The sequence below is a fragment of the Streptomyces sp. NPDC006476 genome (assembly GCF_040612015.1).
In the GTDB taxonomy this organism is placed as follows: Bacteria; Actinomycetota; Actinomycetes; order Streptomycetales; family Streptomycetaceae; genus Streptomyces; species Streptomyces griseorubiginosus_B.
The window spans coordinates 1-11,955 of the sequence record NZ_JBEXPK010000133.1 but is presented as its reverse complement, the minus strand read 5'-3'; the positions used below and the strand labels follow the sequence as shown (position 1 = coordinate 11,955).

The following is an 11,955-nucleotide window of genomic DNA, read 5'->3' as shown; positions in this document are numbered from 1 at the left end:
GTGCGGCGCACCCGGGAGACCCAGCCCGGACGGTGGTTCTCGTACATGTCCGCCAAGTTGACGGCGGCCGGGGCGCCGGAGGAGCCCTGCCGCACGATCGGCTGGCTCAGATGAGAGCGTTGAGCTCGGCGAAGGTGAGCAGCCGAGCGTGTTCGGTCAACGTGACGTCGAACAGCCGTAGTTGGTTCAGGTCCACGCGCACGGTGTGCGGGGTGGGGTGCTGCTGTTGTTCGGTGGTCCGCTTGAGCCAGGCGCGAGCCTCGTCGCCGGTGCGCAGCACCGGCGGGCCCGAGCTGAAGCGGTAGTAGCGCAGGACCGTGTGCGCGTGCTTGGGAAGTGCGGGCTGGGGCGTTGGCTCGCCGCGGCCGGGAAGCTCCTCGACGGCGATCACGCGCTTGGTGCGCTCGATGGTGTTCGCGGTGATGGTGATCCGCTGCGTCGCCGGTTTGTCGGCGAGGTCATCGTGCCAGCGGGCGGCCGTGGCGGCGCTGTCGAGGGGGAGGGTGCTGTAGAGCCGGTTTCCCTGGGCGTCGAAGGACGTGATGGTGAACAGTGTCCGCTGCTCGGTGAGAGGGGCCGGTTGGTTCCTTGCTGTGCTGTGCGGTGGGCGCACGGGTCCTCCAAGTGGTGGGTGTTGTCGCCGGATTGCCGTCCGATCGACATTGATAATTATACGCCTTAACGGGGTTTGGGGCAACCGGGTCTGCTGCGCTGACCTGCACCGTTGCGGTAAGCGCACGGACCGGTCCGGGCGTTTGAGTCGGGTGGCATCGCCGGGTCAGTCGCTGTCCTGGTGGGCATGCTCGCCGCCGTGGTCCGTGATGAGCTGGCGTACGGCGTCCGCAGGGACGCCGAGGAACAGGCGGCCCCGGCCGAGTTCGCCGCCGGTGAGGAATTCCTCCCAGCTGTCCTCGTCCTCCCAGGCTTCGTCGGTGGGTGCGTCCAGGCCGGGGAAGAGGAACACTTCGTCGAACTCGGTCGCGGCCGGGCCGGTGTTGATGGAGATCCAGTGGCCGTCGGCCAGGTGAAGGCGGCGAAAGACTCGGCCGGTTCCTTCGGTGGCGATCCGGTCGATGCGTGAGGTCATCGGTCTGATCCGTTTCAGTGCGGTGGTCAGGGGGCGGGGCGGGGTGGGGAGAGGTGGGTGCGGAGTGCGTCGCCGGCTGCTCGCGCGCGCTCCGGACTCCAGCCGGACCCGGACAGCGTCAGGCGGGTGTGTGCAACGTTGACGCCGCCGATGGCGGTGATCTTCAGGCTCATGGGGCGGACTTCGACGCAGAAGCGGACGTGCTCGGAAGGCGGCGGTGTCACGTGTTCCGCCTGCGTCCAACGGACTGCAACCTGCTCCTCGTTGGCGCCGTCCGGTCCGGGACATGCGTGTGAGATCGCGTTCAGGAGGTCGTCATCGTGGCGGCACTCGCCGGGGCAGTGCAGGAGGGCGAGCCGGCAGCGGGCCGTCCGGAAGGCGTGCCGGGTGAAGGATTCTCGGGCGCGGGTTGTGATGACGCAGCCCTGGGCCGGAACACGCGTTGTGCGCTCCAGCCAGAAGCCCTCGCCGTGCTCGTCGTGGTACGCGCTGCCCAGTTCCCAGCCCCGGATGCGTGCGGCGTCCTCCCAGGTCCACGGCTGACGGTTGCGGAAGTCGCGGTCTTCCGGGCCGGTGGTGACCCACAGGCGGTAGCCGGAGGGACCGGTGACCAATGTGTCCGGCGCGAAGAGGGGCTCTACGCGCACCAGGGCACGTGGCGCGTTGAGCGGTACGACGGTGCACTGCCCGCGCCAGGCCTGGAGCACGGGGCAGCCGTCGCACTGTCCGCGGTTGATGCAGCGGCCGAACCCGCCCCAGCGGGCGCGGCGGGTGTCCTGGGATTCCAGCAGCGCGCCCCAGCGCCGTGGCCGCAGGGCGCACTGGGGGCCGGTGCCCCCGTGCGCGTTGAGACTCAGCCGGTTCCACCCCTTTCCGTCGGGTCCGCCGGGGGCAGGTTCGGGTTCACGCAGGTAGATCGGCATGGACGTGGTCCTTTCCGTGGGATGAGAAGCAAGGCGTCGACCTTGGCCGTGTGGGGCCCCGGTCGGTTCGCCGGCGGCCCGGGCCCGAGTGGGCCCGGGCCCGGTTGCGGGTCAGGTCTGGGCGGCCCATTGCCGTACGACCGAGACCAGGGCTGCAGTGTCGGCGGTGAGATCGGTGGAGGCGGAGCGGTAGACCGTCCTGCTGATGCCACCCGATGCGAGCTCGGCCGCGTGCCAGCCGGAGTGCTCGGCGGGCGGGTAGTTGGTTCGCTGTGTGTTGGGGTGACCTGCGGTGATACGAAGTCGCCGGTGGCAGTCGGCCTGAACGGTGATCCACTGGGCGAGAGGGGAGGCGTCGGGCCAGGCCGTCACCTGCTGGGCGCGCAAGGCCGTCACCAGCTCGGCGGCGGCGTGCGGAACTTCCTCCAGAGCGGCGATCGCTGCTCGGGCGTCCTGGCATGGCTTCGCCCGTCCGGTGACGATCAGGCGCGTGTTGCCGCTGCTGTACCCGTCGTCGTCGCGGGGGAGCAGGGCGAACAGGGGGCGCTGCATGCGTTGGGCGGCTTCGGCGGCCTGCATACTCGCGGAGCGGTGTATGCCCTCGACCAAAACGACCGCGCGGGCCAGAGCGGCCGTGACGTCCGCGCTGGCTGCGAGGGTGAGGGCGGTGGGCTCGGTGCCCGGCGCGTACAGGCTGATGACGGCTCCCCGGCCCGGGCCCGTGAGGATGTTGCGCATCAGCGCCTCCTGCGCGCGGGGGAAACACCTGTCCAGTCCGCGCGGAATGACGGCCAGGCGCCCGCTGTCGATCCCGGCGCCGCGGTGCGCGGCGGATTCGACGCCGAAGGCGAGGGAGGCGAGGACGGTGCCGCCGCCGGCGCTCACGTCGTAGCCGCAGGCTTGGGCCTCCCGGACGGCTGCGGGAGTGGCGGCCCGGCTGCCGACGAGGGCGACGGTGCGTTTCAGGAGCGGCCGCAGCGGGGCGGTGCCCCTCACCCACACACCGAACGGGCAGGCGGGGCCGAGATCGTGAAGTCCTTCGGGCCAGTCCTCGTCACCGGGGATGACGAATCGGGCGCTCTCCTGGGCGGCCTTGAGCGCGGGGATGGGATGGAAGTGACGCAGACGGCCGTTGCCGGTGAGCTGGGACCAGGCGGCGGCGGCGTCGAATCCGGGCAGGTGGGCGCCGACTTCGGCGGGGGTGGTGTGAGTGGCCAGGGCGGCCCGGGCGGCGCGCTCATTCAGCCGCTGGTCTGTGGGGGTGTTCACGGACGGTGCTCCGTTCGGTGCGTGTGATGGCCAGGGGCCAGGGGGGCGAAGAGGGCCCCGGCGGGGTACCGCCGGGGCACGTGCGGGTCAGCTCGCGGCGTACGCGGACAACAGGGCGTAGGCCGTGGCGACGGGTGCGTCGTGCAGTCCGACGGCAGCCCATGAGCGGGTGCCGGTGTCCTTGACGGACAGGAAGTGGCGCACGTTGAGGTGGCCGCTGAGGTCGGTCAGGTCGGTGAGCCGTGGCACGTCGCTGACGACGTGCCGGGCCGTCAGCCCGGGCAGCCGGGCGGCGAGTTCATGTACCTCGGCGGGAAGGTGGCCGGGTACCGGGACGGGTGTGCAGACGCGGGGGAGCACCGAGGCGGTGATCCGGACGGCGTCCGTCAGGCTCAGGTGCGGGAGGCTGACGTCCGCGCGGGTGTGGCCTTCGCGCGGGGAGCGGATCACGACCTGCAGGGGCCGCCGCTCCCCGGGCTGGAATTCGACGGTGGTGCTGCGGAGATCCCCACGCCGGTACTCAATGAGGGTGCGTCGGGTGGTGCCGTGGGCGATGGCGGGGATACGGGCACCGCGTAGCGGCAGGGCGAGCACGCGCAGCGCTGCGACAACGTTCATGCAGCCGAAGCGGGGCAGGAAGCGGGTGCGGATCGCGTCGGCCACTCGGCGGGCCGGGGTGGAGTGCCCCGCAAGAGCGACGCGGGCGGTGACCTTCTCCAGCGGCGTGTGTGGATCGGTGCTGACGCTGATGCGGGCGGTGAGCTGCACGTGACCGGCCTCCTGGTGGACCAGGACGCGCATGCCGGTGGGGTGGACCACGAGAGGGCTGCTCAGGATGGCCTGGACCGTCCACTCGCCGTCGAGTTCGGCGGCGGTCGCGCGGACCAGACTCAGCAGATCGGCGGGGATCAGGGACAGGTCGTCGTACACGGCGGTTCCTCTTTCGGGCAGGGCGCCGCAGCGCGCCGGGCGCGCTGCGGAAGACGAGCGGGACGCGGGCTGCGGGCAGGCGCCGGCAGCGCGAGCGTGGCGCCGCCAGGGCCGTCGCCATGGCGAGCGGCCGGACGGCAGGGGAGTGGCCGGGGCGCCGGCTCGGGCGCCCCGGCTGGGTTGCTCAGTCCTGGGTGTCGGCGGAGGGGGCGGCCTCGTCGCCATCGGCGTGGTCGAGGGGCGTCGCGGCGGGCTCCTCCTCGATCTCGAACGGCGTGTCGTCGATGACGTTGCGCTCGACGGGGGAGAGCTGGTGGCCGAGTTCGGCGAGGAACTTCAGGTACACGCGTGCGTCGGCCCGGATCTCCTCGGAGTCCCACTCGGGCTGGTCCTGGCGCCACGTGCTCGCCCGCTCGATCCGCTTTTCGTAACTGGCGGCGATGATCGCGAAGTTGACGAAGAGCAGACGGGTGGGCGTGGCGCTGCTGCCGATCCACGTGGCCCGGTCCTCGGCGCTGGCTGCCTTGCCTTCCTCGGCGCTGAGGGCGAGCAGGTCGGCCAGGATCGCCGACCGGCTGGTGTCGCCGGTCCAGGACTGCACGGGCTTGGGGCAGGACAACAGGGTCTGGGTCACCCATGCGGCGAGCGGCTTGGGCGCGCTCTTCCGGGTGATCAGCTGGCGCAGGAAGGCGCGGCGGGCGTCGATGGCGGCCCGGTAGGCCTTGTTACCGGCGAGCTTGAGATGGTGCTCGCGCCTGCGCTGCTCGGTTTCGGCGGCCGCCTTGGCCTCGGCTTCGGCACGGGCCCGCTCGGCGGCCTCGGCGGCCGCGCGCTTGGCCTCCTCGTCCGCCTCCGGCTCCTCCGTCTCGTCCTCGTCCGCGCCGTCCTCGTCGCTGGTGGCGCGCGCTGCGGCGGGCGTGGTCTGGGCGGCGGGTTCGGTGCCGGGGGTGTAGTGGCTGTAGGCGGCGGGGTTGAGGCACAGGGTGGCGACGGCGGCCGGGTCGGCGCTGCCGGTGTCGTCCCACACCACGGCGTGTCCGGGGCAGCGGACGTGGTCGGCCTCGTCCAGATCCTCACCATCGGCGTCGACCAGGTCCTCAAGCCACTGCGCGCGCGGCGGGAGGTTGCTGGCGTCCTCCCACAGCCGGATGCCGTCGCGCTTGAGTTCGGCGCGTCGGGTCTCGCGTGCCATCCGTTCGGCGCGTTCGGTGCGCTGCTGGCTGAGCTGGTAGGGGAAGGTGCCGTTCTGGTGGGCCTCGATCAGGCGGGCGACGGCGTCGGGGTCGTCGTCGAACTCGCCGAGCGCTGCGAGGACTTCCAGATCGAGGTCGTAGGCGTCGCTGGCCTCCAGCACGGTGCGGGTGCCCGCGCCCAGCATCTTGGCGGCCTCGGCGGCCTGGGTGACCTGTTCCTTGCTGCGGCCGGTGCGGCGGGCGACGGTAGCGATGCTCGCTCCCTCCTCCAGCGCGCCGAACAGGGCGTCGGCCTGTTCCAGCGGGCTGAGGGCGCGGCGGAATGCGGCATCGTTCTCGATCAGCTGCTCGATGTAGTCCTGGCCTGCCTCGCGCAGCGAGGGGTCCAGGATGAGCGCGGGGATGGACTCGATCTCGCCCGACCGGGCGCCCGCATGCCGGCGGTGTCCCATCTTGAGCTCATAGACGGGCTCTGCGTCCGGGGTGTCGGCGTTCAGCTGCACGACCACGACGGGGACCAGGACGCCGTTCTCCGCGATGGAGGTGAGGAATTCGTCGTCCAAATTGAGGCTGTGGCGGACGTTGCGCGGGTTGGCGTGGATCTGATCGGTGCGCAGCAGGGCTGCGGTCACTTGGGGTGTGGTGCTCACGTGAGGATTACTCCTTGATCACTTGGTGGGTTGTGCCGAGTTCGGGTTGCCGCCCGAATCGACAGTGATAATTCTACGCGCTCTCGACGCGGTGTCAAACCGTTGATCTGGAAGGGTGGACGCCCTGGCAGCGGGGTGTCAGTGCAGGGAGCACACCCAGGTCTGCGGTTCGCCATGGGCGACGAGATCGAGGGCGGTTGTTGTCGTGGCCTGGCACAGCTGGCAGGAGAGCGTGACCTGGCGGGGCATGGAGAGGGGCTGGACCGGTTCGCTGGTCCTGAGGGTGAGCGGCTGGAGCGTGCCACGCAGTTCGATCAGCAGGCGGGCGGTGAAGTCCGGGTGTTGGCGCACGTCGGCGACGGTGAGCGGGTGGTCCTGCTGCTCGGGGAGAGTGAAGACATCGCACTGTTGCAAGCGGGTGGCGGGGAGGGTCGGCGGCAGCGAGAGGGTGACGAGAAAGCCGCGGGTTTGGCGGCGGTTGGGCAGGGGCGGGGTGGGCGAAGCCGTCATGGAGGCTGCTCTTTCCTGGTCGGTGCCGTGTTGGCCTGCCGCAGATGGCAACGGGTGTCCGGCAAGCTGGGGCAGGGGGGCCGGTCAATTTCTGGGGAGGGGTGTCCATGACGCGAACACGTAGTGGCCCAGGTCCCGGAGGATCAGGGCAGTGCGGTCGACGGCGGCGCGGCTGCCGGGCGTCCGGGTATACGCCTCGATGCCGCTGTGCCAGGTGAAGCCCTCCGCGGTGAGGGCCTGCCGGGTCAAGGGGTCGAGGTCTGTGTCGGACTCGGGGGCGGCGACGATGCCGTGGGCGGGATCAGGGACGACGAGGAACACGGGTTTCCTTGTGGGCGGGTGCCGCGATCTGGCGTCATTGGCCGGCGCGGCCGGGCGGTAGGGGAACGTGGGTGGTGGCAGTGCCTGGGCCTGGGGCAGCGCGCCGGTGGGCGGGCTGCCCCCGGAGGGTTCAGGAGCCGCCGAAGTAGACGCTCATGTGCTGGGGGTGGCCGGGATAGTCCCGCCGGGTGATAAGGCCGCCCAGCGGCATCTCGTCCCGCTGTCCGGTGTAGTCGGCCCACCAGCGGGTTTCGTGGTTCCAGTGGCGGTGGGCGATCACGGCGCCGTAGAAGTAGCCGCACTCGATGCCGCGCTTGTCGCGCTCGTCGATGTCGGGGCTGGCTGTGACGGCGCTGTAGATCGTCTGGACGGTGCGGGCCTCCCAGGAATCGGCGGCGTAGTGGCGGGACTCGGAGCCTTCGATCCCGTAGTCCCTGACGTCCGTACGGGACGAGGTGTTGAGGGCGGCGATGATGTCGTCGGGCAGCAACACGACGGGGCGGCCGCCCTTGTCGGTGGTCACGGTGACCTCGTCGGCGCTGAGTTCGCGGCGCGGGACGCCGGTCGTGGCGGGCATGGAAATCCCTTCCGTGGGCGGGCGGGGGCCCGGTGGTCGGCTGTCGGACCCCCGCCCTGGGGGTCAGCGGGCGGGACGGGCGGCGGCGATCCGTCGGCGCGGCTGCATCTGGGAGCGCAAAGAGGCGGCTTCGGCCTCGAAGCGCTGCATACGGCGCGCTTCCGTGGCTGCGGCGTCCTCGTTCGCGGTGGCTGCCAGCACGAGGGCGTGGGCCTGGCGGGCCAGTGAGCCGGGCCGGTCGGCCAGCAAAAGCGCGAGGACGGGGTGCGGGTGCGTGGTAAGCCACCGTGCTGCGGCCCACCAGGCAGCAGTGACGATCCGGGCCTGGCGCCGGTCGCTGGCGGCGCGACTCCCGTAGCGGGCTATGTCTGCTGCCGAGTTGCGACGGGAGAGCGCGAAGAAGTCCAGGAGAGCGGGAGTCTGGCGTACGCGTGAGGCGTCGAGGATTTGAGCCCGGTCCGGGCGGCGGCTGGCGTCCTCGGTGACGGCGTGCAGGACGGTCCTGAGCGTGTCCCCGGTCTTGGGGGAGGGCGGCCTGCCCGACGTGGACTCGATCCGGCTCTGTTCCCACTGGGGCCCGGCCGGACCTTCCCATGCGAGCAGGTAGCCGGTGTGCCGGGCGGTGCTGTTGCTCAGCCGCGGCAGGGAATCGGCGGGCGGGAGCTCGGCCATGGCGTCGGCAGATCCGAACGTGGCGCGCAGTGCGGTGAACTGGTCCCAGTGGTGCGGGTGGTGGGTCCCGGTGACGTGCACGGTGCCGCGCAGGGCGCCTCCCAGCGTGTAGAGGATGGCGTCGTCGCCTCGGGGCGCGGCGTGAGCGTGCACGCGGCCGGAGGGGGTTTCGATGATCAGGGATTGCGGGTCCATGCAGGCTCCTTCTGAGGGTGTGGTGGGTCGGCGTCGGGAGCGGGTTGCCGCCCGTTTCCGACATTGATAATTCTACGCCCTTACCGGAAGGGTGGGCAACCCGTTCAGTCTTGGGAGAGCCGCACGGGGGCAAGGAGTTGCCGGTGGCCTTCCTCGGTCTGCTCGCCGGGAGCGGTGATCGCGAAAGGTGCGTGATTGCGGCCGTCGCGCTGGGGCGGCAGGTGGAAGGTGATGGACTCGCTGGCGAACGCGTTCAGAGCTCCCAGCAGATAGCCGCCCGTGGTGATCAGGGGCGCGCCTCCCAGCGGTGCGGTCTACTCTCCGCATACTGCGGCCACGGCCGTACCGGTCGTCCGGTCCCGCTCGTGCTTCTGCGGCAGCCGCGGGGCGACGCGCAACACCCCTGCGTCCTCGGCGCTGTGGGTGAGACTGACCTGGGCCCACTGTTCGGCGGCGCCCTTCGCCGTGGCCACTGCCCGTGCCTTGCGGACGGCCCGGATGAGGTCCTTGCGGTCGAGGGTGAGGGTACCGCCGTCTGCGATGGGGGCGAACACTGAGGGGGGCGCGACTCCGTCAAGCCGCCACGCCGTGAGTGTGGCGGGCCCGAACTCCAGGGTGGCCACGCACAGGTGCGGGTTCTGGAGCACATCAGTCCTCGTGACGGTCTCGTCGGGCAGGCCGATGGCCACCGGTCCGTTGTAGGGGCTGCTGGACTTCACCACCTGGCGGAGGACGTCGCCGGGGATGAGTGCGCGGTAGGCGGTGGTGTCCTCGTGGTGGTCCCAGGGCTGGGCGGGCATGACGGTTTCGGCGGCGCGGTGCCGGTCTGTCGCCCTCAGCCGCAGCGTGCCCGCTGACACGCGCAGTTCCACGCCGGTCAGGACCGGCAAGGTTTCGTCCTTCGCAGCCACCGGCAGTACGCGGGTGAGCTGACGGAAGAACTCGGGGCCGTCGACGGTGGCGACGATGGGTGCCACGGGCGGCGCAGCGGTCACCGGTGTGACGTACGAGCGGACGGGAACGGAGACGTCCGGCGTGGACACGCTAGCGCCGTGGAGATCGACGGGCGTGCGCGCGGCCTGCGCCGGACCGTCGGCCTTGACGGCTGCGTCCAGCACACGGGTCAGTTCGCGCTGGTCGAGCGTGCTGCGCCCGGTGCCGCCGGGGTCGGCCCCGAGGGACACCGTGACGGCGATGTCGGTTCCGCCGTCCGCGTAGGGGCGGTAGGCGGCGACGGTGAGTGTGCTGCCCTGGGCGGTGAGGGTGACTCCGGCGTGAGCGGGCTGCTCGGGACGGGCGCGGACAGCCAGGGAGGCAAGGTTGAGGGCGCGGCGCAGGGGGCCGGCTGCAACCCGTGCGTGCACATCGGGCGTTGCCTCCTCGATGAGATCCGGGGCGGCGGTGGGGCCCTCTGGTCCAGCGGTGGCCACGGTATCCGTGGCGGCGTCGGCAGATGGGGGGCTGAGGCTGTGCGGGCATGGACGGATCACTCCTTGGGAGAGGGAAAGGGCGCGCTCACAGGGCGCGGCAGCGGCCCTGCTCGTCCAGGCGGCGCACTTCTGGTGTCACTTCGCGGAAGTGGCACCAGGTGCGCCCCATGAGGGGCCCTGCGGTGTAAAAGTGCACGGTGCGGGCCCTGCTGCTGCCTCCTGGCGCGGTGTACGCGGCGGCGAACCAGTAGCCGTTGATGTTGAACTCGACCGCGTCCTCGGGCCAGTTCCACGGAAGGACCTTCAGCTGTGCCCGTGCGACGTGCTTGACGGCTTCACCCGTCACCTCGTCGGCGATGAGGAAGTGTTCGCGGTCCGCTTCGGGGTCGTCGGTGATCAGGGCCCACTCATTGCAGGGCTCGCAGCGGCTTTCACATGCGCAGGGCAGGACGAGCAGGACGCGATCGTGCATGCGGGTGAAGGGTCCGGTGTAGGTGACGTGGCTTCCGACGTACAGCGGGGGCGTGGTCTCAGGCATGGGCGGCCTGCCAGGCCTTCTCGTTCCACTCGCGGGTAACCTCGTCGGCGATGGCCACGTCGCCCGCGCTGACCACGTCCAGTGCGGCCACGACCAGGACGCTGCCGCTGATTTGGGCCGCGCGGCGCTGGGCGGCGGTGGCCTGCTCCTGGCGCTTGTCCTCCTCGTCCGGCACACGCTGTACGCCGTCGACACTGCCGGAGCGGCTGACAACGACGGTGAAGCGCTGGAAGTCCTCGATCCGCGCGGGGCGGGCGGGGCCCGTCAGAGGGGCGCTGAGCTGGGCGCGTGCCTCGGCCAGAAGTTTCGCCACTTCCTTTGTCGGGCTCACCCCCGGACGGGGGTAGCGGTTGCGCTGGAGGAAGATGCGGGCCTGAACGGCTGCGGGGGCGGACTCGATCGGTGCGTAGATGCTGATGATGCGGCGCGCGTAGTGGTCGAGTTCGTTGCGCCTGTGCTGGGCGGTGAGGGCGGCTGAGGTGACCTTGCCCTGCCTCCAGCTGAGTGCTTTGGCGGCGCACGACGTGCCGTAGTGAACGACGTCTTCGGCGGTGCCGTTCTCGTTTCCGTCGGCGTCCAGCGGCATGAGGGCGACCGTGCGTTTGAGTCCGCTCAGTCCGCAGCAGTCGCACTGGGTGCGGTCGTCGCTGATGCCTTTGATCTTCCACCAGTAGTGCATGGCAGGGCCCTTCGGGTGTGCGCGCCGGCGTGTGGGCGCGGCGGGGTGACGTTTGGCGTGCGCGCGGTCTGCTCCGCAGACGCGTCGCGCTGCCGCTACGCGGCAGGGGGCGCGGAGCGCTCCGCGCTCGGGGGAGGCGGCGGGAAGCGCTCCGCGCTTTTCGCGGGCGGCCGGTGGGGCGTCCGGCTCGCCTACAGGTGGGGTGGTGCGGGGTGGACTGTGGCGCGGCCTCGCTCAACGAAGGTGAGCAGTGCGTGAGTCAGGTACGCGTGGGCCTCGGCGCTCGACTGCATGGGGAGCGCTCCGCGCTCGTTGGCGCGCAAGAACACTTCGGTCACGTCGCGCAGGACGAGGTCACGCGCGACGGTCTTGACAAGGCGCTGAGGCGGGATACCGGTGCGGCTGGCGACGTCGCGGGCGCTGTCGGCCATGACGCGACCGATGATCTGCCACAGTTCGCGGGCCTCCGCGCTGGTCATCGGGCGGGGAAACGGCGTCTCGCGCATCATGCGCCCCCGTTCTGCGCCGCGTCGTCCGACCGACGGAGCGGCGTCGTGCCTCGGTGGCCGGTGCGTGGAACGGGGTTTGACTCCGGCGCGGCTGAGGCGGCTTCCCATGCTTCGTCCGACTCGAACACCGTGTTGCAACCGGAGGTGCAGCGAAGCTGTCCAGGCTTCAACCCGATCTGCTCCTCATAGACCGGTTCGGGGATGCACCCCACGGCGCTCTGGTGGGTGCAAAACCCGGCCTTCTCGTGGGCGGCCAGACGGCGCGCGGCGGCCTCCATCTCGGCCTGTATCAGGTCAGCGTCCCATTGGGCTTCGTGGTCGGCCTGCAACGCATCTGCCGTGGTCTCGTCGTCGTAGAACACGCATGCTCCCTGTGGTGGGCTGGAGGGTAACCGCGGACGCGGCCGGAGGCGCGCTCGGCGGCGCCGGGGTCGGCAGCGTCGTCGTTGTGGGTCTCCAGGTCCCGCCAGCC

General features: G+C 71.1%; 15 protein-coding genes. All 15 read right to left on the bottom strand.

Going from position 1 to position 11,955, the window contains the following annotated elements; genetic code table 11:
• Window positions 1–106 precede the first annotated feature (106 nt).
• Window positions 107–613 carry a hypothetical protein gene (locus tag ABZZ74_RS50315; protein WP_356950845.1) on the bottom strand — a complete coding sequence of 169 codons (507 nt, stop codon included), beginning with the start codon at window positions 611–613 and terminating at the stop codon, window positions 107–109.
• Window positions 614–778: 165 nt separating this feature from the next.
• Window positions 779–1,087 (bottom strand): hypothetical protein, encoded by a 309-nt coding sequence (locus tag ABZZ74_RS50310; protein WP_356950844.1) that lies wholly within the window; start codon window positions 1,085–1,087, stop codon window positions 779–781.
• A 26-nt stretch (window positions 1,088–1,113) separates the two neighbouring features.
• Window positions 1,114–2,010 carry a hypothetical protein gene (locus ABZZ74_RS50305; protein WP_356950843.1) on the bottom strand — a complete coding sequence of 299 codons (897 nt, stop codon included), beginning with the start codon at window positions 2,008–2,010 and terminating at the stop codon, window positions 1,114–1,116.
• Window positions 2,011–2,121: 111 nt separating this feature from the next.
• A complete protein-coding gene (locus ABZZ74_RS50300) occupies window positions 2,122–3,279 on the bottom strand; it encodes a DNA-processing protein DprA (RefSeq protein ID WP_356950842.1) in 1,158 nt (385 codons plus the stop codon).
• An 87-nt stretch (window positions 3,280–3,366) separates the two neighbouring features.
• Entirely contained in the window at window positions 3,367–4,209 is an 843-nt protein-coding gene (locus ABZZ74_RS50295) for a hypothetical protein (RefSeq protein WP_356950841.1), read from the bottom strand.
• A gap of 184 nt (window positions 4,210–4,393) precedes the next feature.
• Entirely contained in the window at window positions 4,394–6,052 is a 1,659-nt protein-coding gene (locus ABZZ74_RS50290; RefSeq protein ID WP_356950840.1) for a ParB N-terminal domain-containing protein, read from the bottom strand.
• Window positions 6,053–6,190: 138 nt separating this feature from the next.
• The gene (locus ABZZ74_RS50285) at window positions 6,191–6,562 is read right to left on the bottom strand and encodes a hypothetical protein (protein ID WP_356950839.1); all 372 of its coding nucleotides are present in this window, start codon (window positions 6,560–6,562) and stop codon (window positions 6,191–6,193) included.
• Window positions 6,563–6,646: 84 nt separating this feature from the next.
• Window positions 6,647–6,883, bottom strand: a complete 237-nt coding sequence (locus tag ABZZ74_RS50280) for a hypothetical protein (RefSeq protein ID WP_356950838.1) — start codon at window positions 6,881–6,883, stop codon at window positions 6,647–6,649.
• Window positions 6,884–7,013: 130 nt separating this feature from the next.
• Window positions 7,014–7,460, bottom strand: coding sequence for a hypothetical protein (locus ABZZ74_RS50275; RefSeq protein ID WP_356950837.1), 447 nt, complete (start codon window positions 7,458–7,460; stop codon window positions 7,014–7,016).
• 63 nt (window positions 7,461–7,523) lie between these two features.
• Entirely contained in the window at window positions 7,524–8,327 is an 804-nt protein-coding gene (locus tag ABZZ74_RS50270; protein ID WP_356950836.1) for a hypothetical protein, read from the bottom strand.
• A gap of 314 nt (window positions 8,328–8,641) precedes the next feature.
• Complete coding sequence (locus ABZZ74_RS50265) at window positions 8,642–9,691, bottom strand: hypothetical protein (protein ID WP_356950835.1); 1,050 nt, start codon at window positions 9,689–9,691, stop codon at window positions 8,642–8,644.
• A 151-nt stretch (window positions 9,692–9,842) separates the two neighbouring features.
• Window positions 9,843–10,295, bottom strand: a complete 453-nt coding sequence (locus tag ABZZ74_RS50260; protein WP_356950834.1) for a hypothetical protein — start codon at window positions 10,293–10,295, stop codon at window positions 9,843–9,845.
• Window positions 10,288–10,974, bottom strand: coding sequence for a hypothetical protein (locus ABZZ74_RS50255; protein ID WP_356950833.1), 687 nt, complete (start codon window positions 10,972–10,974; stop codon window positions 10,288–10,290). The genes ABZZ74_RS50260 and ABZZ74_RS50255 overlap by 8 nt, the downstream gene beginning before the upstream one ends.
• Window positions 10,975–11,165: 191 nt before the next feature.
• Complete coding sequence (locus ABZZ74_RS50250; protein ID WP_356950832.1) at window positions 11,166–11,483, bottom strand: hypothetical protein; 318 nt, start codon at window positions 11,481–11,483, stop codon at window positions 11,166–11,168.
• Complete coding sequence (locus ABZZ74_RS50245; RefSeq protein WP_356950831.1) at window positions 11,480–11,845, bottom strand: hypothetical protein; 366 nt, start codon at window positions 11,843–11,845, stop codon at window positions 11,480–11,482. Before ABZZ74_RS50245 ends, ABZZ74_RS50250 begins: the two co-directional genes overlap by 4 nt.
• Between the last annotated feature and the right edge of the window lie 110 nt (window positions 11,846–11,955).